This is a genomic window from Streptococcus sp. SG1, from assembly GCF_030439935.1.
In the GTDB taxonomy this organism is placed as follows: Bacteria; Bacillota; Bacilli; order Lactobacillales; family Streptococcaceae; genus Streptococcus; species Streptococcus gordonii.
In genome coordinates this window covers 209,080-231,413 of the sequence record NZ_JAQFJC010000002.1, presented here as the reverse complement: position 1 = coordinate 231,413, position 22,334 = coordinate 209,080, and the positions used below count along the sequence as shown (strand labels likewise).

16 protein-coding genes are annotated in these 22,334 nt (G+C 44.4%); all 16 read left to right on the top strand.

Annotation, left to right across the window (positions count from 1 at the left end; all coding sequences use genetic code 11):
* The first annotated feature begins 4 nt into the window (after nt 1–4).
* The 16 genes from PCY06_RS02610 to hisI all read left to right on the top strand — a co-directional run bounded on the left by PCY06_RS02610 (nt 5) and on the right by hisI (nt 22,295).
* Nucleotides 5–1,222, top strand: a complete 1,218-nt coding sequence (locus tag PCY06_RS02610) for an ABC transporter permease (RefSeq protein ID WP_008809356.1) — start codon at nt 5–7, stop codon at nt 1,220–1,222.
* Nucleotides 1,223–1,240: 18 nt separating this feature from the next.
* Entirely contained in the window at nt 1,241–1,897 is a 657-nt protein-coding gene (locus PCY06_RS02605) for a response regulator transcription factor (protein ID WP_008809355.1), read from the top strand.
* A complete protein-coding gene (locus PCY06_RS02600) occupies nt 1,894–3,255 on the top strand; it encodes a HAMP domain-containing sensor histidine kinase (protein ID WP_012130501.1) in 1,362 nt (453 codons plus the stop codon). Before PCY06_RS02605 ends, PCY06_RS02600 begins: the two co-directional genes overlap by 4 nt.
* Nucleotides 3,256–3,893: 638 nt before the next feature.
* Nucleotides 3,894–7,067, top strand: a complete 3,174-nt coding sequence (locus PCY06_RS02595) for a CocE/NonD family hydrolase (protein WP_082307539.1) — start codon at nt 3,894–3,896, stop codon at nt 7,065–7,067.
* 391 nt (nt 7,068–7,458) lie between these two features.
* Entirely contained in the window at nt 7,459–10,743 is a 3,285-nt protein-coding gene (gene rexB / locus PCY06_RS02590; RefSeq protein ID WP_082307540.1) for an ATP-dependent nuclease subunit B, read from the top strand.
* Nucleotides 10,740–14,390: a helicase-exonuclease AddAB subunit AddA gene (gene addA / locus PCY06_RS02585; protein ID WP_301387057.1), complete on the top strand. Its 3,651-nt coding sequence runs from the start codon at nt 10,740–10,742 to the stop codon at nt 14,388–14,390. Before rexB ends, addA begins: the two co-directional genes overlap by 4 nt.
* Before the next feature lie 33 nt (nt 14,391–14,423).
* Nucleotides 14,424–14,729, top strand: a complete 306-nt coding sequence (locus PCY06_RS02580; RefSeq protein ID WP_061601354.1) for a DUF4298 domain-containing protein — start codon at nt 14,424–14,426, stop codon at nt 14,727–14,729.
* Between the two features lie 473 nt (nt 14,730–15,202).
* Nucleotides 15,203–16,261, top strand: a complete 1,059-nt coding sequence (gene hisC / locus PCY06_RS02575) for a histidinol-phosphate transaminase (RefSeq protein WP_082307542.1) — start codon at nt 15,203–15,205, stop codon at nt 16,259–16,261.
* Between the two features lie 55 nt (nt 16,262–16,316).
* Nucleotides 16,317–17,306: an ATP phosphoribosyltransferase regulatory subunit gene (locus PCY06_RS02570; protein ID WP_061601352.1), complete on the top strand. Its 990-nt coding sequence runs from the start codon at nt 16,317–16,319 to the stop codon at nt 17,304–17,306.
* Nucleotides 17,303–17,947, top strand: coding sequence for an ATP phosphoribosyltransferase (gene hisG / locus PCY06_RS02565; protein ID WP_082307543.1), 645 nt, complete (start codon nt 17,303–17,305; stop codon nt 17,945–17,947). The genes PCY06_RS02570 and hisG overlap by 4 nt, the downstream gene beginning before the upstream one ends.
* On the top strand, nt 17,944–19,236 hold the full coding sequence (gene hisD / locus PCY06_RS02560) for a histidinol dehydrogenase (protein WP_082307544.1): 1,293 nt from the start codon (nt 17,944–17,946) through the stop codon (nt 19,234–19,236). The genes hisG and hisD overlap by 4 nt, the downstream gene beginning before the upstream one ends.
* 11 nt (nt 19,237–19,247) lie before the next feature.
* Nucleotides 19,248–19,832, top strand: a complete 585-nt coding sequence (gene hisB, locus PCY06_RS02555; protein ID WP_082307545.1) for an imidazoleglycerol-phosphate dehydratase HisB — start codon at nt 19,248–19,250, stop codon at nt 19,830–19,832.
* A gap of 34 nt (nt 19,833–19,866) precedes the next feature.
* Complete coding sequence (gene hisH / locus PCY06_RS02550; RefSeq protein ID WP_082307546.1) at nt 19,867–20,490, top strand: imidazole glycerol phosphate synthase subunit HisH; 624 nt, start codon at nt 19,867–19,869, stop codon at nt 20,488–20,490.
* Nucleotides 20,468–21,190: a 1-(5-phosphoribosyl)-5-[(5-phosphoribosylamino)methylideneamino]imidazole-4-carboxamide isomerase gene (hisA, locus tag PCY06_RS02545; protein ID WP_082307547.1), complete on the top strand. Its 723-nt coding sequence runs from the start codon at nt 20,468–20,470 to the stop codon at nt 21,188–21,190. Before hisH ends, hisA begins: the two co-directional genes overlap by 23 nt.
* A gap of 2 nt (nt 21,191–21,192) precedes the next feature.
* Nucleotides 21,193–21,951 carry an imidazole glycerol phosphate synthase subunit HisF gene (gene hisF / locus PCY06_RS02540; protein WP_082307548.1) on the top strand — a complete coding sequence of 253 codons (759 nt, stop codon included), beginning with the start codon at nt 21,193–21,195 and terminating at the stop codon, nt 21,949–21,951.
* Nucleotides 21,951–22,295, top strand: a complete 345-nt coding sequence (gene hisI, locus PCY06_RS02535) for a phosphoribosyl-AMP cyclohydrolase (RefSeq protein ID WP_082307549.1) — start codon at nt 21,951–21,953, stop codon at nt 22,293–22,295. The genes hisF and hisI overlap by 1 nt, the downstream gene beginning before the upstream one ends.
* Nucleotides 22,296–22,334 lie beyond the last annotated feature (39 nt).

The window sequence follows — 22,334 nt, the reverse complement described above, 5'->3', positions numbered from 1 at the left end:
ATTTATGGAAGATATTTTTGTAGCTCTAAATTCCATTTTATCGCATAAAATGCGCTCAATGCTGACCATGCTAGGAATTATCATTGGGATCGGTGCCATCATTGCTATCTTTTCAATTATCGAAGGAAATACAGAAAATACCAAGCGACAGTTGATCGGTGGCAGTAATAATACCATCAAAGTGGTCTATGACAAGAAAAATGTGATTGACCCTAGTATACCTGAAAAGGCTCAGGCAAAAAAACCTGGCTACATCCCTTTCATGGGTGAAGATATACTAAATAAGATTCGAGAAATCCCTGGTGTTAAAAATGCTCTTTTAACCTATGGAACGGATGACAAGATTTACCATCTGGAACAAAAAACATCTGGTAAGGTACAGGCTGTTTCTCAAAATATTGCAGAAATCAAGAAAATGCGGACCGTTGAGGGTGCAGATTTTTCGGATCCTGCTTTCCAAAACCAAGAGCAGGTTACTTATCTGGAAAAATCTCTCTATGATAGTCTTTTCCCAAATGGAAATGGGATTGGAAAATACATTGAAGTTAAGGGAAGTCCTTTCAAGGTAATTGGTGTTTTTGAGTCTACGGAACAAAGTGGCTTGACAGCGGGAGCTGATCGGGTTGCCTACATTCCACTCCAACAATGGCACAGGCTTTTTGAGGAGTTGAATGTCAATCCTGAGGTGACAGTTCAAACCTATAAAGCAGATGATCTGAAGAAGGTAGCAAAAAAAGTTGGAGATTATCTCAATCAACAAGTCCCTAGTTCTGATTATATGTTTGGGGTGCTGAATTTACAGGAATTTGAACGCCAATTGGATAATTTGAACCAATCAAACTTTGTACTTTTGGCAGGTATTGCCAGCATTTCCCTTCTGGTTGGAGGGATTGGTGTTATGAACATTATGCTAGTCTCTGTTACAGAAAGGACTCGTGAAATTGGTATTAAGAAGGCTTTGGGAGCAAGACGAAAAATCATTCTCAAGCAGTTTTTAATTGAAGCAGTTATCTTGACCTTGATGGGTGGATTTATAGGAGTAGTGGCTGGAATCCTATCTGGTTTTGCTATTACTCAGTCACTGGCTTATCCTTACATTCTTTCCCTCTTCTCAGTCTTTGTAAGTTTGCTATTTTGTTGTATAATAGGGGTAGTATTTGGATTGCTACCAGCCGTCAAGGCGTCCAAGCTTGATCCAATCGAAGCTTTGCGCTTTGAATAGAAGTAATAAGGAGTCGTTATGTATAAGATTTTGGTCGTAGAAGATGATACTACTATCAACCAAGTCATATGTGAATTTTTAAAAGAAAGTAACTACAGTGTTACGCCTGTTTATGATGGCGCAGAGGCTCTACGTCAGTTTGAAGAAGAGACTTTTGATTTAGTCATTTTAGATATGATGTTGCCATCCGTTAGTGGTTTAGATGTCCTCAAGGAAATCCGTAAGACATCGCAGATCCCAGTCATGATTTTAACTGCTCTAGATGATGAATATACCCAGCTAGTGAGTTTTAATCACTTGATCAGCGATTACGTGACTAAGCCTTTTTCACCTCTCATTTTGGTGAAAAGAATAGAAAATATTTTACGTCGAACTGCCGTTTATTCTGAAATTGTCATCGGTGATTTGCGCGTGGTTTTAGAGGATTGTACGATTTTCTGGCAAGGAGAAAAGCTAGCTCTGACCAAGAAGGAGTATGAAATTCTAGAAGTTCTTGCTAAACGTAAGGGCCATTTAGTGACAAGAGACCAGCTTATGAATACTATTTGGGGCTATAGTGAGCTAGATAGTCGTGTCTTGGACAATCATATCAAGAATATTCGCAAGAAAGTTCCTGGAATTCCTTTGTCAACCATTACTGGTATGGGCTATCAATTGGGTGGAGATCAGGCGTGAAGATTGTAAAAAAGAATTTCCTGCTGACTAGTTCGATTATCTTTGTCGTTGTCACAGTAGTGCTAGCTAGTCTCTATTTTGCTATGCCAATCTATTATGAACAAGTAAAGAGTAGAGAAGCAAATCATGAATTTGAACAAGTGACTCAGCAAATGAAGGGAAAGTCGATTGACGAAATGAAATCTCTTCTCACTGATTATAGTCATAAAAATAATCGAATCTGGTTTAATTTGACAGATGCCAAAGATCAGGTCGTTTACCCGACTGTTGAAGTAAGTGAAACGCAAGATTCCTTACAACTAACAATCCTTCCTACCATGGCTGATGGAACAGCTAAGCATAAAAGTATCAGTAAGAAGCTTAAAACATCAGATGGAAAAATCTTGACCCTGCAGGGAGAATATTCTCTGCAGCCCGTCAGTGATGCCAGTCATATTTTGCTCAATCTCTATCCTTTTGTTTTAGTCGTATCCCTTAGCCTAGGAGGACTTTCTGCCTATCTTTACAGCCGGACCTCTAGTCAGCGGATAAAGGATATATCGGCTGCAACTCGTCAGATGACCAGTTTAGCGCCGGATGTTGTTTGTGTGGCTAAAGGAAAAGATGAAATCGCTGAACTCGCCCAGGATATCAATCACCTTTATGCCAACCTGCTGACAAGTATGGAAGCGTTGAAAGTAGAAAATGAAAAGGTTGCAGAGAGTGAAAGGGAGAAGGCAGAATTCCTTCGTATGACTTCCCATGAGTTAAAGACGCCAATAACCAGTATGATGGGAATGATTGACGGTATGATATACGGTGTGGGGGAATTCAAGGATCGAGATACCTACCTTCATAAATGTCGAGAAATTTTAGAAGAGCAATCTGCTCTGGTTCAGTCCATCTTAGCTATCTCTAAAATGGAGATGGGAACAGAGGTGACTGAGGAAGTCTTTTCGTTGAAGCAGGTTCTAGAAGAAAATCTCGGCGCCTACAAACTGATGGCAGACATGAAGCACTATCAGTTCCAAGTTAGTTTAGAAGAGGCTAATATGAAGGGCAATAAGATCTACCTGGTTAAGGCGATCAAAAACCTGATCGATAATGCATTTAACTACACCGTTAAAAATGGGAAAATCTCAATCCGCCTTGAAGAACACCTCTTGGTTATTGAAAATCAGGCTGAGCGCGTTTTAGATGAGACTCAGATTCAGCAGATTTTTCAACCATTTTACAGACCAGATTATAGCCGAAATCGGAAAGATGGAGGGACTGGCCTGGGACTCTTTATCGTTCAGCAAATTTTAGATAAGCATCAGTTTGCTTATAAGTTTGAAGCTGTTGATGGTAAATGGATGCGATTTAGCATTTCCTTTTAATTGAAAACTCTTAGACAAGCAGGAATAGACTTTACAATCTAATAAGAACACCACAGAACAATGTGGTGTTCTTATTTTTTTTTGATTTTGTGTAAAATAGACAAAGATAGATTGACAGCGCTTACATATAGTGTTAGAATGAAGCTGTAGTTTGCTGAAGAATAATAGTAAGAGGCCCTCAGAAAGCCTCTTTGACTGTAGTTAAATGAGAGTCAATAGGATTTATTTGATTAAGAGGTGTTTTCAGTATAACGTGAGTCTTAGAAAAGTATGATGAGTAGTTTGGCTTGATTTATCAGTAATTTGCTAGTTTATGTTTTGCAGTATCTGATACTAATTGGCCTTTAAAATAGTGTATTACAGTTTAATTTCCTAATTGTTTCTCCTCTTCAATGATCTTGCTTTCTATTTAAGTTTAAGAAATAGAGCAGATATTTCCAATAAGGAGGGGGAGTCATCTTGCCTTTTTAAAAGAGGCGTTTTATAAAGTGAAAGAGGGGTGGAGCGCTTCAAGCTTTTGAAAGTCCTGAATGTATTTAAAAATTTTTTCGTTATTTGTTTATCAGACGGCAGTGAAGGAAATTGTATCTACTAGCCTTGACTGCTGATTTTGAAAACATGGTATAAGGAGTCATTTTATGAAAAAATCAACCATTGTTTCGATTGTAGCTGCAAGTTTATTGATTAGTCCTCTTGTTTTGGCTCGTCACGTTCAAGCAGATGAAGTTGGCACAAATAGTGTCGAGCCAGTCTTGGCGACCGGTACGGATCAAGAGTCTAGTCCTGATAAATCGGTATCTGAGCATGTAGAATCAAGTGAGAATGCTGAAGTTAATAAGGAAAGCTCTACTGAAGGTGTAGGGCAAAAAGCGGTTGTTGAGGAAGCAATTGATTCCAATCAATCTATAGGTGAGAAGGAAAATCATTTCGATAAAGCAGTCCCCGAGTCTTCAAATGTGTCGGATAAATCAGCTACGGACAAGGGAGCGGTTCCTGAAAAGCCAGTAGCAGATACTGGTAGTGATACTGAAAAGAAAGTTGATTCAAGGATAGAGAACAATGCAACAGCTGTAGATTCGAGTAGAGAGCCAGGAAATGATAGAAGTGCTACTAGAGTGTCTAATCCACCTAAGACGACCTTAGCAGACTTGTCAGAAGTAACTGGTCAAGCAAGGACTGAGGAAGATTCTAAGAAGGAAGCAACAATCAGCGAAGCTGTTAATCAACTTTTGAAATGGGCATCGACAAAAGAAGGACAAGTTGGTTCAACTGACCAGGATCGTTTAGCCTTCGCTAAGAGTCTAGGAATGATTGACCAAAAGGCGAAAGGATCCGATCCAGTTACAGACCTTGTTACTATGGTTGCTGCAGCGAAAAAACTCCATGCTGCTTACAGAGCAGAGCGCAAGACACCTCTCTTTATGAATGGTAGAGCACAGCCTATTTTCCCATTTACTCGTGGTGATGATCCTGAACATTATTCATATGAGAATAGTGATATTGTCCGTTATGTTGTTTATGTTGAAACGGACTATGATACAGATGGAGATGGGAAACCAGACTTGGTAAAGACTTTCGTCCAAGTTCCAAAGGCTGCTGTTAAAGGTGATTATAAAGCTCCGACAATCTTTGAAGCTAGCCCATACGTTGCAGGTACGACAGAAGAACGTACCCTAGAAGGGCTGGGTCTCAAAGAAGGTGGCAAATTTGATATGGCTAAGCTCTATACCAAGCCAGACAAGAGAAAAGCAGTCAAAGAAGTTTCGACAGAAGAGGTTGCAAAAGCGACTAAACCTAAAGATTGGTACTATGTCAATCCACGTGAAAGCTCTGATGATTATACTCATTATGATTATGAAAACCTGAACTGGTACAATTATTACCTAGTCCGTGGTTATGCGGTTGTAACAAGTAGTGGATTGGGCTCAAAAGGGTCAGATGGAATCAATACAACTGGCTCTGATTTAGAAGTTGCTGCCTACAAGAGTATTATCGAATGGTTGAATGGCAAACGCAAGGCCTATGCAGATAAAACAAGCAATAGGGAGGTTAAGGCGGATTGGTCGAGTGGCAATGTTGCCATGACTGGTTTGTCTTGGGCTGGAACAACAACTTTTGGGGTCGCATCTACTGGTGTAGAAGGTCTTAAAACCATTGTACCGGCAGCGGGAATTGCCAGTTGGTATGATCACTTTAATAGTCAAGGATCTCCACTTGATACGGGAGCTTCAAATGATCTATCTTGGTTGTCTGTTTATACCTCTGGTCGGATTTTAGACAAGGATGACTGGGATAAAATTAAAGACTACTATGCTGCTTATATCACGAAACTCAACGAGCTGCAACACAAGGATGGTCATAATTATAATGAAGAATATGCTAAGCGTGACTATACCCTAAATGCAGCCAATCTAAAAGCTGCTCCCTTGCTGATCCAAGGGCTTAATGATGATAATGTTAAACCAAAACATTTTGAATTAATGCTAGAAGCATATAAGAAGGCAGGTATAGATCCAAAAGTATTGCTCCACCAAGGAAATCACGTTTATCCATCTACTCGCTGGGCAGGAACTACAGTGGCTGGTCAAGCCTTTAACGATTTAATGAACCAATGGTATAGTCATTATTTATTTGGTCTTCAAAATGGCATCGAACATCTTCCGCAGGTGACTGCTCAGGACAACCTAGATCCAACCAAGTGGCGTCGATTTGATAAATGGGAAACAGACAATAAAATCACTGCTCGTGCCTATTCCAAGAGAGAAGATGTGACTGTATCCAGTGATTTTTATGGTACAGGTGAAAATTGGACTACGAGAAACCAAGACGCAGCCTTTCATTCATCCGCCGTCAGTGCTTCATATGCAGCTCCTGTCGATCGTGATATTACCATTAAAGGCCATATTCCTCTTCATTTTAGTGCAGCCTTCTTGAAAGGTGATAAGAAGCATGCTCATGTCAGCGCGACTTTGATGGATGTATCTGATGAGGAATTTGATGTTGTCAAAGAAGAAATCACTTATGATAAGAACGGTTATAGTACTCGTACACTAGAAAAAGAAACGGTTGATGAAAAAGGAGATTGGCATGGTAGCAATCTAGACAGTCTTCCGGTTAAAGAATACAAGACGCATAAAGTGAAAAGCGTGGTTATTTCTAGAGGCTGGATGAACTTGGCTAACCCAGATTCAGGTTTTAATTCGGCAAGTTCTAGACATTCAATCGATCTAAAAGAAAATGAGTACCACAACTACACTATGTACTTGCAACCAAACTTGTATACTGTTAAAAAGGGTCATCGTCTGGTCCTAACCTTACATGCTTTTGACCCAGATTACATTTATTATGCTGATCCATACGAAGTCAAGTTTAAGACAGATTCTATTTCTGCAAAGATACCAATTGTAGAAGAAAGTCAATCTCTCTTACTTCGTTATCAGCCAAATGAGAAAGATACCGAGTACGCTAAGTTAGCAGACCGTATCCTAGCAATTGCTAAAAAGAATCCTGCAGTAGAAAAGGACAATCAGCAGGACAAGGGAAGTGGCTCTGATCTTAAGCCAGGAGGACAAATGGATCAACAACCACCAGTAGGACGGGACTCTATGGAATTCCGTAAAGAACAAAAGGTTGAAATCGCTAATCTTGAACACAAAGAAAATGATGCTTCTTCAAAAGAAGTGGCTCTTTCAAGGGAAGCAAGACTTCCTGAAACTGGTCAAAAAGCAAATTCTTGGTCAATCTATGGTATGCTAAGCTTACTTTTAGCCGGCTTATGGAAAGTGATTAGTGGACGTAAAGAAGAGAAATAATAGGATTGAATCATTTTATTTACACTTGGCTTTTCACTTCTTGCTTACTAGATTAAATTCTAAGCCTAAATAGGAAATACCGAACTCTAATGAATCTTCAGTAGTTTGGAGCAAACCGTTTTTATAGAAAAAAGACTGGTTTTGCAATCTAGCTGATAAATCGCACCCTGAAAGTTAGAAATGATCTAACCTTTAGGGTGTTTTCATTTGAAATATTCTAAGCTGGTTGAAGTTTCCGCTGTTTAAAAAAGTAGGAAAAATAAGTAGATGCAAGACGTCTCATCTAGTTGTTAGAGGATGAAAAAGGATTAGTTGAATGTGTATAGCTAAGAGTCAAATCCCTGCAAAAATGATATAATAAACCTATATTTTCTAGAGGAAAAGGCAGGTTATGAAATTACTTTATACAGATATTCGCCATTCTTTGACCAAGGTTTTAGTGGCTGAGGCTGAGAGTTTGGTGGCGACTGGTAAGCGAGTCTTTTATATTGCGCCAAATTCGCTTTCTTTTGAGAAGGAGCGGGCGGTTTTGGAGTGCCTGAAGAACAAGGCATCCTTTGCCATTACGGTGACGCGCTTTGCCCAGATGGCTCGGTATTTTGTCCTCAATGATGTTCGGCAGGGGCAGAGTTTGGACGATATTGGTCTGGGAATGCTGATTTATCGGACCTTGACAGAGTTAGATGATGGAGAGCTTAAGGTCTATGGACGGATTAAGAAGGATTCCCAGTTTATCCAGCAACTGATGGATCTTTACCATGAATTGCAGACGGCCCAGATGTCCTTTGCGGATTTGGAATTTCTTGAGGAGCCTGAGAAGCGAGAGGATCTGGTCAAGATTTTTACAGCGGTAACTGCTGCTCTGAATGAGGGTGATTTTGATTCGTCTTCTCAGATTGCGGCTTTTGCTCAGCATATTCTAGCTGGCGACACAGATGAGGAGCTGGCAGATTTGGCCCTGGTCATCGATGGCTTTACGCGTTTTTCTGCTGAAGAGGAATACTTGGTCGGTCTCCTGCATCGAAAAGGTGTGGAGATTGTCATCGGGACCTATGCCAGCCAAAAAGCCTATCGAGCAGCTTTTCGTGAGGGCAATCTCTATCAGGCCAGCGTGGATTTTTTGAGAAAGCTGGCCGAGGACTATCAGGTCAAGCCTGACTATATCCCTCATGCGGAAGCAGAAGATGCCTTTGGGCGGATTTCTAAGATTTTGGAGAGTCGTTATGACTTTTCAGAATCAACGGTTAGTCTTAGTGAGACGACAGACCGCTCGCAGCTTCAGATTTGGGCTACTATGAACCAGAAAGAAGAGCTGGAGTATGTGGCTAAGTCCATCCGGCAGCGAGTTCATGATGGTGTGCGTTATAAGGATATTCGTCTACTCTTAGGGGATGTGGAAGCCTACCAGCTTCAGCTCAAGACCATTTTTGACCAATATCAGATTCCTTACTATTTAGGGCGGAGCGAGTCAATGGCCCAGCATCCGCTGGTTCAGCTTGTTGAGTCTTTAGAGCGGCTCAAGTGCTATAACTTCCAATTGGAAGACCTGCTCAATCTCTTAAAGACAGGTCTCTACGGAGATTTGACTCAGGAGGAGCTGGATCATTTTGAGCAATATCTGCGCTTTGCGGACATTAAGGGAGCCGGCAAGCTAGCCAAGGATTTCACGGCTAATAGCCAAGGAAAATTTGACCTTGACCGTCTCAATCACATTCGCCGCCGGGTCATGGCTCCACTGCAAGACTTTTTCAAATCCCGCAGCCAGACGGCGTCGGGGCTCTTAGCTAAGTTTACGGAGTTCGTCCAAGCAGCTCGTTTGTCGGATAATTTGACAGCTCTGCTGCAGGGAGAAAGTCAGCAGGAACAGGAGCGCCATGAGGAAGTCTGGAAGGCTTTCAGCCATGTCTTAGAGCAGTTTGCTCAAGTCTTTGTAGAAAGTAAGGTCAAACTAGACGATTTTTTGGCCTTGGTCTTATCAGGCATGCTTTTGTCCAACTATCGGACGGTGCCAGCGACGGTAGATGTGGTCAAGGTCCAGTCTTATGACCTGATAGAGCCTCTAGCAGCACCTTATGTCTATGCGATTGGACTAACCCAGGAGCGTTTTCCTAAAATCGCGCAAAACAAGAGTTTGCTTAGTGATGAAGACCGGGCTCGGCTCAATGATGCGACGGATTCTCAGGCGGAATTGCAGATTGCTAGTTCAGAAAATCTCAAGAAGAATCGCTATACTGCTCTGTCGCTGATTAATTCTGCTACCAAAGAGCTGGTCTTGTCTGCGCCGGCCTTGGTCAATGAAGTAGAGGATAGCATGTCGACCTATCTGCTGGAATTGACTGCAGCTCCGCTTTCTTTGCCTATCATTGTCAAAAAGCCTCAGGCTTCCAGTGACGATATTGGTAGCTACAGAGCTCTCTTGTCTCAAATTATCGAGCTCCACCAAGAGGTGATTGACCGAGAGTGGACAGCAGAGGAGCAGACTTTTTGGGCGGTGGCTGTGCGGGTTCTCCGCAAGAAATTGGCAGCAGAAGGCATTAGCATTCCACAAATCAGCAAGGAACTGAAAACGGAGTCTCTGCAACCGGAAACTCTGCAAGCTCTTTATCCAAAAGATCAGCCCCTCCGACTTTCAGCATCTGCTTTAAACGAATACTTCAAAAATCAATATGGCTATTTCATCAGATACGTTCTGGGATTACAGGAAGAGTGGACTATTCATCCGGATGCTAGAAGCCACGGAAATTTTCTGCATCGAATTTTTGAGAAAGTACTTCAGGAGGATACTAGTCGAGACTTTGACCAGCGACTAGAAGTGGCAATAGACGAAACCATGCGGGAGACCGAATTTGAAAGTCTATACAATGAATCTAGCGAGAGTCTCTTTACTCGTCAATTGCTACTAGATACTGCTAAGTCAACTGGTCAAGTTCTGGCTCAGTCAGCTGGGATTGAAACGATTGGAGAAGAAACAGTCTTTGGGAACAGTAAAGAGCCTTTCCTTATCTTGGAAGATGGCAGAGCTGTTAGTGTTCGAGGCAAGGTGGATAGAATTGACCGTTTGCTAGCTGATGGGAGTCTGGGAGTCGTGGACTATAAGTCCAGTGAGACTAAGTTTAGCTACGAAAAATTTTTTAATGGTCTGAATTCTCAGCTTCCGACTTATCTAGCGGCTATCCAGGAACTCCAAGGTCAGCAGGAAGGTAGAGATCTTTTCGGTGCCATGTACTTGCAAATGACAGAGCCTATTGTTGCCCTTAAAGATACCAAAGAGCTAGGAGATGCGGTCAAGGAAGTTGCGAAAACCATGCAGTACAAGGGTCTCTTTTTAGCAGACAAGCTGGCCACTTTGGGTCCTGTTTATGAGAAGAGTAAGGTTAATAGTCTCAGTCAAGAAGAACTGGCTATTTTACTAGCTTATAATGAAATTCTCTATAAAAAAGTAGCTGAAGGCATTCTAGCTGGCCACTTTGAGATCAATCCCTATACAGAAAATGGCCGGAATATAGCACCTTATGTCGATCAGTTTAAGGCTATTACAGGCTTTGAAGCCAATCGCCACCTAGGCCAAGCCAGACAGTTAGATAAATTAGATTTGACTAAATTTGAAAAACGTCCAGTTGGTGAGAAATTGCGCCAAGCATGGATAGAAAAGATGAGGGAGGAGTTGAAAAAATGAGGAAGAAGTCTTTTTTAAGTCCAGAAGAAATCAGTCAGCTACAGCATTTTGAAGCCACTTCTAATAAAGAACAAAAACGGACTGCTGAGCAGATTGAGGCTATTTATTCCTCAGGTCAAAACATCCTAGTCTCTGCATCAGCTGGGTCAGGGAAGACCTTTGTCATGGTTCAGAGGATTATTGACCAGATCTTCCGTGGAGTATCCATCCAGGAACTCTTCATCTCAACCTTTACCGTAAAAGCGGCAGGAGAACTCAAGGAACGTCTAGAAAAAGAGTTAAGTAAAGTCCTCAAAGAAAGTCAGGATGAAGAACTTAAACAGCACCTAGCTCAGCAGTTAGCGGCTATTGCCACCGCTGATATTGGGACCATGGACTCTTTCACACAAAAGCTTCTTAATAAGTATGGCTATCTTCTGGGCCTGGCCCCTAATTTTCGTATTCTCCAGTCAGCTAGTGAGCAGACTATGCTACAAAATGAAGTCTTTCAGCAGCTTTTTGAGCAATATTATACTGGTGAGCAGAAGGAAATTTTTGAAAAGTTAGTCAAAAATTTCACGGGCAAGAAAAAGAACATCTCTGGTTTTCGCCAGCAAGTCTACGCCATTTACCAGTTTCTTCAATCAACCAGCAATCCTCAGAGATGGTTGCGGGACTTTTTCCTTAAAGGCTATGAGGAGACAGATTTTTCGCGTGAGAGAGACAAGATTTTACAGCAAGTGAAAAGGGCTCTCTTTGACCTCGAAGATTATTTCCGTTTTCATTTGGATCACGAGGGACGTGAATTTGCGGGAGCTAAATACCAGGAAAATGTGTTGCTTGCGCTAGATAAATTGGGGAGTTTGCAGGAATCGTCCTCTGAGCAGGACTATTTCCACGTATTAAAAGATGTTGTTCTTTTATCACGGGCTAGTGGCGGCCGAGCCTTGACCATCACTACTCGCAAGGAAGAACTAAAAGAGTTGGCTGATACCTTTAACCAAGGACGTAAAGAAAGAATCGAGCATTTGCGAGGTCTTGAGTCCAGCCTCTATCAATTTGAGTTCCTTGAGAAGTACCAGGATGATAGTCTGCCTCTTTTAGATTTGCTACGCGATTTCATGAGTGACTTTACTCGAACTTATCTGGAGCGAAAAAAAACAGAGAATGCTTTTGAGTTTGGGGATATCAGCCATTTTGCGATACAGATTTTAGAGGACTTCCCACAGGTAAGAAGCTTTTATCAGGAGCGTTACCACGAGGTCATGGTCGATGAGTACCAGGATACCAACCATACCCAGGAGCGAATGTTGGAGCTCCTATCTAACGGCCATAATCGATTTATGGTGGGGGATATCAAACAATCCATCTATCGTTTTCGTCAAGCAGATCCCCAGATTTTCAATGATAAGTTTCGGCTTTATCACGCAGATCCGAGCCAAGGGAAACTGATTGTCCTCAAGGAGAATTTCCGTAGTCATGTAGAGGTACTAGAAGCAACCAATGATGTCTTTAAGAGACTGATGGATGAGCAGGTCGGGGAAATCAACTATGATGAGACCCATTATTTGGTGGCGGGAAATCCGACGAAAGCATCACCTAATCCAAAAAATAGGGCTGAATTCCTCCTTTATGATTCGACGGTAGCAAGCGAGGAACTAAGCGAGGAAAGCATCTCTGCTGGAGAAGTGTCTCTAGTTATCAAGGAAATCATTCGACTGCATGAGGAAGAAGCGGTTGCCTTTAAGGACATTACTCTTTTAACGGCTTCTCGGACTCGAAATGATATAATTTTGGATGAGTTTGCTAAGCACAATATTCCTCTTGTACCAGATGGAGGAGAAGACAATTACCTCCAATCTGTCGAGGTCATGGTCATGCTGGACACTTTGCGAACGATCAATAATCCCTTAAATGACTATGCCTTGACAGCCCTACTCAAATCAGCAATGTTTGACTTTGGAGAAGATGAGCTGGCTCGAATAGCGCTACAGAAAAGTCAGGAAAAATCGCAGGAAAATCTCTATGAGAAGTTAGAAAATGCCTTGACTAATCAAGGATTGCATCCAGACTTAATCTTGCCAGACCTTAAAAAGAAGTTAGTTCTCTTTCAAAAGACGCTCTTATCGTGGAGAACCTTTGCTAAAACTCATTCTTTGTACGATCTGATTTGGAAGATTTATCAAGACCGCTTTTATTATGACTATGTTGGTACCTTGCCCAATGGAGCCCAGCGTCAAGCAAATCTCTATGCCCTCTCACTCAGAGCTAATGACTACGAGAAATCAAGCTTTAAAGGGTTGTCTCGATTCATCAGCATGATTAATAAGATTTTAGAGAACCAGCACGATTTGGCTAGCGTTCCCTATGCCGCACCGCAAGATGCGGTTCATTTGATGACAGTCCACAAGAGTAAGGGACTAGAGTTCAAGTATGTCTTTCTGCTTAATATGGACAAGGCCTTTAGCCGCCAAGATACCAGTTCTAGCATTATCTTGAGTCGTAAAAATGGGATTGGGATTAAATATATCGCTGATGTAGAGGTTGAATATCCAGAAGAAGTAAAAACGAGATCAATCCGTTTGTCGATGGACACGCTACCCTACCAACAAAATTTAGAAGAAATCAAGCTAGCTAGTCTTTCCGAGCAGATGCGCTTGCTTTATGTAGCTATGACACGGGCTGAAACCAAGCTCTACTTAGTTGGAAAAGGCAGTCAAGAAAAACTTGAGAAGCGAAGCTGGGGGCAGGTAGAAGAGGGACGTTTATCAACTTCCATACGTAGTCAGCTAACTTCTTTCCAAGATTGGATTTATGCTATACAGACTGTTTTTTCAGAAGATCAGCTTGCTTTTGATTTGAGATTTGTCAGCGATGAAGATTTGACTGCTGACAAGATTGGCCAGATCCACCATTCAAATCCCTTTGATGCGGATGATTTGACAGACAACCGTCAGTCCGATGATATCGGCAGGGCTCTGGATATCTTAGAAAGTGTAGATCGACTAAATAGCCAATATCGCTCTGCTATTGAGCTACCTAGTGTGCGAACGCCAAGCCAGATTAAGAAGTTTTATGAGCCAATCATGGATACGGAAGGCCTGGATATCATGGATGAGCGAGTAGCTTTTCGGCCTCAGCCTAGCTTTGTCTTACCTGATTTCGGCAGGAAAGCCAAAGTGACTGGGGCGCAAGTCGGTAGTGCTGTTCATGAGCTTATGCAAAGGATTCCTTTAGATCAGAAGCCGGACATGTCGGTTTTAAAATCAAGTCTGAAACAAGTTCAAGCAGAAGAGTCTGTAAAAAAACAGATTGACCTCAACAAGATTGCAAGTTTCTTTGAGACTCAGCTTGGTGAAATCTTGCTAGCTAACTCAGATAAGTTGCATCGAGAAGCACCATTTGCCATGCTTAAGAGGGACGAAATCAGTGGTCAGGAATTTGTTCTTCGGGGGATTCTGGATGGCTACTTGCTCTTTGAAGATCGAATTATCCTCTTTGATTACAAGACGGATAAATACAAGGAAGCATCTGAGTTGATAGCTCGCTACCATAGTCAGCTAGACCTATATGCTCAAGCTCTCAGTCGTTCATATGGTATTTCTCAGATTGAAAAATATTTGATTCTGTTGGGCGGTGAGCACTTGCAGGTGGTTCAGGTGGACTGATTGGTTGGTTGATTTCAGAAAGGAAAGAATTAGATGGAGCAGTTAGAACGAATTCAAAAAATGGAAGGACATCTGAATAAATATGCTCAAGTCCTAGCAGATGCTCAGAAAGCTCTAGATCAACTGGAGCGCTGTCAAACTGAATATATTCAGCTGAGGGACTATTATACTAGTCAGAAATTTTTTGATGATTTAGAGTTCTCGAATGGACCGGATTTCCCTGAAAATATAGCTTGCGGTGTCTTAAGCGAAGATGCTGTCTATGACCTAATGGGGGAGCATTTTGAAACAGCGATTAGTCTGCTGGATTTGTCCAGTTCCATGCTAAAAGAACGATAATATGTTTTAAAAATACAAATAAAATTAATAATTTTCATTTTTCTCTTGCTTTTTATTTAAAATTCATGTAGAATATTCAACAATAAATTGAAAGCGATGAGAGAAAAAGTCTAAGACAAGAAACAGAGAGTGCCTATTGGTGAGACGGCATCCAATCCTTAGACGACACATTCTTGAGTGCGGGTGCGAAATCTGTCAGTAGACCAAGACTAGTGTCCGACGGCTGATTACCGTTATCAATCTGGAGTCTCGTACTCCCAGAGGGTCCTCAGGCGACTGGGGTCCGAATAAAGGTGGAACCACGTGTCAACGTCCTTGCAAAGTTTTTTTGCGAGGGCTTTTTATTATATTTAAACTAGAAGATTCCCCTATTTTTCTTTAGCAAAGCGGTAAATTTCGTCTTTCATTTATTGGAAGTTCTAAAAGATAATCAGAGTCAGATAATGGCTAGTGTGTGAAAGAGAGGTGGCAAAATGGTTAAGCTAAAAGGTCTCAGGCAGATCAATCCTTATGTAGCGGGGAAGCAGCCCAATGAGCCAGATATGATTAAGCTCAATACCAATGAAAATGCTTATGGACCAAGTCCTAAGGTGGCAGAGACCCTGCAGAACTTTGATGCCCAGGAGTTGCGCAAGTATTCCAGTTTGGATCAGGCGGAGCTCTGTCAGGCTTTGGCTACAAATTTGGGTGTATCACCCGACCAGCTCATTATCGGTAACGGGAGTGACGACATCTTGTCCATGGCTTTTCTGGCTTTCTTTAATAGCGACGAGTCGGTCTTATTTCCGGACTTGACCTATGGTTTTTACAAGGTCTGGGCAGACCTCTACCAAGTGCCTTTTCGAGAAATCCCACTGACAGCTGATTTTGAGGTCCATCCGTCAGATTATTTTGGAGATAATGGTGGCATTATCCTAGCCAATCCCAATGCCCCAACGGGGATTTATCTACCGCTGAATCAGTTAGAGGAAATTCTGGCGTCCAATCAGGATGCGGTAGTGGTGGTGGATGAGGCTTATATTCACTTTGGCGGTCAATCTGCCTTGCCTCTGCTAGACACCTATCCCAACCTCTTTATCACACGGACCTTTTCCAAGGATGCTGCCTTAGCTGGTCTGCGAGTGGGCTACGGTATCGGTCATCCAGACTTAATAGCTGTCATGAAAGCTGTCAAGGATTCCATTAATCCTTACTCGGTGGATCTGTTGGCAGAGCGCTTGGCCCTTGCTGCGGTGGAAGATTGGGATTATTATCTGGAGACTGGCAGAGCCATACAAGAGACCCGAGATTGGTTTGCTGGGGAATTGTCTGCGCTGGATTTCCAAGTCCTGCCTAGTCAGACCAACTTTGTCTTAGCCCAGCCTAGTGGAATTTCTGTAGCAGAGCTTTTTCAGCAGTTAGAGGAGCGTCGGATTTATGTGCGGTATTTTCCAAAAGCAGAACGAATCAAGGATTTCCTGCGCATCTCTATCGGACGGCGAGAGGAGATGGAAAAAGTCCTGGCAGCTATCAAGGACATTTGCAGTAGCTGAGAGTTAGACTCAAAGCCATCCAGTGTAAAAATAGAGCAAGAAAGGAAAGCAGCCTATGAATAAAATCACCCTTCCGATTGGCATGCATGACAAGCTTTTCAAGAGAGCGCGTGTGACCTACGAGATTGAGCGGGACATTAGTGATTTTCTGATGGCTCAGGGCTTCAATCGGATTGACACACCGACTTTGGAGCACTTTGAGGTCTTCAGTGACCATGTGGAGCCCCATCATTATCATCTTTTCGATAAAAAAGGCGAGCTATTGGTGCTACGGCCAGATGTGACCAGCCAGATTGGTCGGGTTATTGCTTCGACCAGGGTGCATACGCCGACCAAGTTTTCCTATTCGGGCAAGGTCTTTCACTATCAAGAAGAGCTGCGCGGTCTTGCCAATGAGCTCAGCCAAGCTGGTATTGAGATTATCGGCTATCCAGCTCGCGAGGCAGTACTTGAGGCTATCAAGACAGCCAAGCAGTCGCTGGATTTGGCGCAGGTTAAGTCTTATCAATTTGAGTTTTCCCATGCAGCAATCCTGCAGACAATCCTAGAGAGTTTGACCTTGGATTCGCAGGAGGAGGCCCAGCTGCTAGATTATATTCGTAAGAAAAATAGGACGGGACTCTTTGAATTCACCCAGACCAGATCGAGTGGATTTGATGATTTTTTGCAGGAGCTGCCCCATCTGTTCGGCCCTAGCCAACAGGTTTTAGCCAGGGCTAGAGAGATAGTTGACAACGAGCGGATATTGATGGCTTTAGATGATGTAGAGCAGGTTCTGCAGAGCCTATCAGGCTTGCTGGATCAGACAACCATGGACTTGGGGCAGGTAGCGACCATGCCTTACTATACTGGATTGACCTTCAAGGTCTTTGGCGACCGAGTGCCAGATGCTTTTCTATCTGGTGGTCGCTATGATCAGCTTTTCAAGCGCTTCGGGGCAGCAGAGCTGACAGCTATCGGCTGGTCCCTAGACATTGACAGTGTTTATCAGGCCATTCATGATGACCTGCCGGGCGAGGGCGGAAAGGAAGGTGATGGCAGATGAGTCAGATTACTATTGCCCTGACCAAGGGACGGATTGAGGAAGATACGGTCAAGCTCTTGGCCCAGGCTGGCTTTGATATGTCCTTCATGGGAGACAAGGGGCGCAACTTGATTTTTGAAAGTCCAGACAGTCGCTTTCGATTTCTCTTGGTCAAAGGGCCTGACGTGACGACCTATGTGCGCCATGGAGTCGCTGATTTGGGCATTGTCGGCAAGGATATTCTCTTTGAGCATCCGACCGGCTATCTGGAACTGCTGGATCTGAACTTTGGCCTTTGTAAATTCTCACTGGCCTCGGTGCCCAGCTATGACCCTCATGATCATAAGCGCAAGCGGATTGCGACCAAGTACCCGACGGTGGCGACTAATTATTTTAATCAAAAGGGGGAAGATGTGGAAATCATCTCCATCCAAGGCAGTGTGGAGATTTCACCGGTGCTGGGTCTGGCGGATGCCATTGTCGATATTGTGGAGACGGGGCATACCCTGTCAGCTAACGGCCTGCTGGTTTTTGAAGACATTTGCCGAGTATCAGCCCGGCTCATTGCTAATCAGGCTTCCCTGAAAAATAACCCGGATATCATGCCTTTTGTGGCAAGGATTGAATCCCTAGTAGGAAGAAGAGAGGTGGCTTTTAAATGACAATTATCAAGCGTTTAAGCGGAAGTAACGAAGAAATTTCACGGATTTTATACGAAGAGCAGCTGCAGCTTAGTCAGCAGAACTTAGATGTGGAAGAAGCGGTGGCTGAGATCATAGAAAGAGTCAAACGAGACGGTGACCAAGCTTTGAGAGACTATACCAAGCTCTTTGACAAGGTTGAGGTGACAGACTTTGAGATTGGGCAGGAGCTGATTGACCAGGCCTTTGAGGAGATTGATCCAGAGGTCCTGGCCGCCCTGAAAAATGCCCAAGTTAATATCGAATCCTACCACCGCCAGCAGTTGGAGACTGGTTTTGAGGACAGTCCCAGTGAGGGTGTTATCCGTGGTCAGTTGATTCGGCCAATTGAGCGGGTTGGCACCTATGTACCTGGTGGCACCGCAGCCTATCCGTCCTCCGTCCTCATGAATGTTATCCCAGCCAAGATTGCTGGTGTCAAAGAAATTATCATGATTACACCGCCCCAGGAGCATTTTACCCCAGCGATTTTGGTCGCTGCCAAGCTGGCTGGTGTGGATCGGATTTTCCAAATTGGCGGAGCCCAAGGTGTAGCAGCTCTGGCTTATGGTACTGAGACCATTCCCAAGGTGGATAAGATAACTGGACCGGGCAATATCTTTGTAGCTACGGCCAAGAAGATGGTCTATGGTGTCGTGGGAATTGACATGATTGCTGGGCCTTCAGAGATTGGAGTCATCGCGAATCGTTCAGCCAGTCCTGTCTATGTGGCAGCTGACCTCCTGTCGCAAGCCGAGCACGACAAGCTGGCTCGGGCTATTCTGGTGACCGATTCAGAGGAGCTGGCGGACCAAGTCGAAGCAGAGCTAGATAGACAACTGAAAGAGCTGCCGCGAGAGGAAATCGCGCGTGCTTCGATTGAGAATAACGGCCGCATTATCCTTGCGCCTTCCAAGGAAGCCATGTTTGAGCTTATGAATCAGGTGGCACCTGAGCATTTGGAAATTGCCATGGACGATGCTTACAGCTATCTAGATCAGGTTGAAAATGCTGGCTCTGTCTTTCTGGGGCATTATACTAGCGAGCCAATTGGTGACTACTTTGCGGGAGCCAATCACGTTTTGCCGACAACCAGCACCAGCCGTTTTTCATCAGCTCTGGGTGTCTATGACTTCATCAAGCGCATCCAATACACCCAGTACAGCCGTGCTGCTGTAGGGGCAGCTGACAAGGATATTACTAGTCTGGCCTATGCAGAAGGCCTGCAGGGACATGCCAAGGCCATTGAAGCTCGCAGACAGGAAAAATAAAAGGAGTTGCCATGAGACAAGCTGAAATCAAGCGTAAAACACAGGAGACCGATATTGAACTGACTGTCATTCTCGACCAACAGGAGCCGGTAGCTATCGATACTGGTGTCGGATTCTTTGACCACATGTTGACCCTTTTTGCCCGCCACAGTCGAATTTCTCTGACGGTCAAGGCTGAAGGCGACCTTTGGGTGGACAGCCATCATACAGTCGAGGATGTGGGTATCGTATTAGGACAGGCTCTGCGTCAGGCTTTGGGAGACAAGGCAGGTATCAACCGCTACGGCACTAGCTTTGTGCCTATGGACGAAACCCTAGGCATGGCCAGTCTGGATTTATCCGGTCGGTCTTATCTAGTCTTTGAGGCTGATTTTGACAATCCCAAGCTTGGGAATTTTGACACCGAGCTAGTAGAGGAATTTTTCCAAGCCCTAGCCTTTAATCTGCAGATGAACCTGCACCTGAAAATCCTTCATGGCAAGAACAGCCACCACAAGGCGGAAAGCCTCTTTAAAGCGACTGGCCGAGCTCTGCGGGAGGCTATTACCATAAATCCAGAGATACATGGAGTCAACTCCACCAAGGGCTTGCTCTAGCTTGCCCTTCTGAGTGAAAGGAGTTGATGTAGAGATGATGATTGTTATTGATTATGACGCGGGAAATACTGCCAATGTCCTCCGTGCTCTGGCTCAGGTCGGAGTAGAAGCACGCCTGTCAGCTAATCCGCAGGAAATTTTAGCTGCCGATGGCTTGATTTTACCAGGTGTCGGTGCTTTTCCTGCGGCTATGCAGGAGTTGGAAAGGCGAGGGCTGGTCTCTGTTATCCAGCAGGCGGTGGCTGATGGCAAGCCTCTCTTGGGGATTTGCTTAGGCATGCAGCTCCTGCTGGAGTCTGGATTGGAGAATGGTCAAAGCTCTGGGCTGGGCTTGATTCCCGGTGTTTGCCGCCGGATTCCGGACCAGGCTGGTCTGCCTGTACCTCACATGGGCTGGAATGACTTAAAGATCCAGCAGTCGTCTGCTTTGACAGCTGGTCTTGATGGCCAGTCAGTCTATTTCGTCCATAGCTACTATACGGATGTTCCGGAGGAGTACTTGGATGTGACGGCTGATTATGGGCTGCCTATCCCAGCCATGATTCACCGAGGTTCGGTCTTTGGCTGCCAGTTTCACCCAGAAAAGTCAGGTGCTGTTGGCCTCGGTATCCTAGAGAAGTTTAAGGAGTATGTCTATGAAAATACTGCCCGCTATTGATATCAAAGACGGTCAGGCCGTCCGCCTTTTAAAAGGGGATTTTAGCCAGAAGACAGTAGTCAATCCCGATGTCTTGGAGCAAGCTCGAGTTTTCAAAGAAGCCGGGGTTAGCATGATTCATGTGGTTGACTTGGACGGCGCCTTAGAAGGTCGGGCGGCCAATCGAGATCTGATTGCCCAGATTAAAGCGGAAACAGGCCTAGCCATCCAAGTCGGGGGCGGCATCCGCAGTCTGGAGCAGATTGAAGATTATCTGGCAGTCGGCATTGACCGTGTCATTATTGGCTCTATGGCTGTTAAGAATCCTGAATTTGTTGATGCTGCGCTGGAGCGCTTTGGAAGCAGCAAAATCGTGATTGGCATTGATGCGAAAGAGGGGCTGGTTGCGACTGAGGGTTGGCTGGAGACCAGCAATCAGGACTATATCAGCCTAGCGCTGGCCATGGAAAAAATCGGCGTCCGCCTCTTTGTCTATACGGATGTGGACCGAGACGGGACTCTCACTGGTCCCAATATCCAGCATTACCAAAAATTGCTGGCGTCCCTCAAGCATGCTCATGTCATTGCTTCTGGCGGCATCCAGTCAGCGGATGATTTAGAAGAGCTGAAAAAGCTAGGCTTGGCTGGAGCCATTGTGGGCAAGGCCTATTACAGTGGACGAATTAGCTTGAATCAGATCAAGGAAGCAGAAAGGGGCTAGCCATGCTGAAAAAACGAATTATTCCCTGTCTGGATGTCAAGGACGGCCGGGTGGTCAAGGGCATCAACTTTGTCAATCTGACTGATGTGGGCGATCCAGTCGATGCGGCCAAGGCCTACTATGAAGCTGGCTGCGATGAGTTGGTCTTTCTGGACATTACCGCTACTCATGAGGAGCGGGATACGACGGTCGAGATGGTCCGGCGCGTGGCGGAGCAGGTTTTCATTCCCTTTACCGTCGGGGGCGGCATTCGCACGGTTGAGGACATGAAGCGGATGCTGCAGGCTGGGGCGGATAAGGTTGCAGTTAATTCCTCAGCACTGGCAAATCCTCAGCTTTTGGCTGACTGCGCTGAGAAATTCGGCAGCCAATGTGTGGTGCTGGCCGTGGATGCTAAGAAAGAAGCGGATGGCAGCTGGCATGTCTATCTAGCTGGCGGCCGCAAGGACAGCGGTCGCGACCTGTTAGACTGGGTTCAAGAAGCTGTCGGTCTTGGAGCGGGGGAAATTCTTTTGACCAGTATGGACAAGGACGGGACCAAGTCTGGTTTTGACTTGCCAATGCTGGAAGCCGTCTCTCAAGTGGTTTCCGTTCCTATCATCGCCTCTGGTGGTGCTGGCAGTAGCCAGCATATCCTAGAAGTTTTTGAAAAGACTGCAGCGACAGGTGCTTTAGCAGCTTCGATTTTCCATTATGGTCAGGTCTCCATCTCAGATACCAAAAAAGCCATGCTGGAAGCTGGATTGGAGGTGCGCCTCTAATGACAGAAGTAAAGTTAGATTTTCAAAAGCAAGGCGGTCTTATACCTGCCATTATCCTAGACCACACCAGCAAAGAAGTTCTCATGTTGGCCTATCTCAATGAAGAAGCCTACCATCTGACCCGCACCAGCGGTCAGATGTGGTACTGGAGCCGGTCACGTCAGGAGCTTTGGCATAAGGGGGCCACCAGCGGCCACTACCAGACTGTCAAAAAAATCACAGCTGACTGCGACCTAGATACCCTGCTGATCGAGGTAGACCAGCTGGGAGCAGCCTGTCATACCGGTGCTAGATCCTGCTTTTTCCATTCAATCTGGGAAGAGGATGGCAGCAAAGCTGACTAAAAGCTCCCTTACTTTAGTACTTGGTAAATGCAAAAATAA

Coding starts and splice junctions, on each gene's coding strand:
- PCY06_RS02610 (WP_008809356.1), top strand. CDS start 5: ATGGAAGATATTTTTGTAGCTCTAAATTCCATTTTATCGCATAAAATG.
- PCY06_RS02605 (WP_008809355.1), top strand. CDS start 1,241: ATGTATAAGATTTTGGTCGTAGAAGATGATACTACTATCAACCAAGTC.
- PCY06_RS02595 (WP_082307539.1), top strand. CDS start 3,894: ATGAAAAAATCAACCATTGTTTCGATTGTAGCTGCAAGTTTATTGATT.
- rexB (WP_082307540.1), top strand. CDS start 7,459: ATGAAATTACTTTATACAGATATTCGCCATTCTTTGACCAAGGTTTTA.
- addA (WP_301387057.1), top strand. CDS start 10,740: ATGAGGAAGAAGTCTTTTTTAAGTCCAGAAGAAATCAGTCAGCTACAG.
- PCY06_RS02580 (WP_061601354.1), top strand. CDS start 14,424: ATGGAGCAGTTAGAACGAATTCAAAAAATGGAAGGACATCTGAATAAA.
- hisC (WP_082307542.1), top strand. CDS start 15,203: ATGGTTAAGCTAAAAGGTCTCAGGCAGATCAATCCTTATGTAGCGGGG.
- PCY06_RS02570 (WP_061601352.1), top strand. CDS start 16,317: ATGAATAAAATCACCCTTCCGATTGGCATGCATGACAAGCTTTTCAAG.
- hisG (WP_082307543.1), top strand. CDS start 17,303: ATGAGTCAGATTACTATTGCCCTGACCAAGGGACGGATTGAGGAAGAT.
- hisD (WP_082307544.1), top strand. CDS start 17,944: ATGACAATTATCAAGCGTTTAAGCGGAAGTAACGAAGAAATTTCACGG.
- hisB (WP_082307545.1), top strand. CDS start 19,248: ATGAGACAAGCTGAAATCAAGCGTAAAACACAGGAGACCGATATTGAA.
- hisH (WP_082307546.1), top strand. CDS start 19,867: ATGATGATTGTTATTGATTATGACGCGGGAAATACTGCCAATGTCCTC.
- hisA (WP_082307547.1), top strand. CDS start 20,468: ATGAAAATACTGCCCGCTATTGATATCAAAGACGGTCAGGCCGTCCGC.
- hisF (WP_082307548.1), top strand. CDS start 21,193: ATGCTGAAAAAACGAATTATTCCCTGTCTGGATGTCAAGGACGGCCGG.
- hisI (WP_082307549.1), top strand. CDS start 21,951: ATGACAGAAGTAAAGTTAGATTTTCAAAAGCAAGGCGGTCTTATACCT.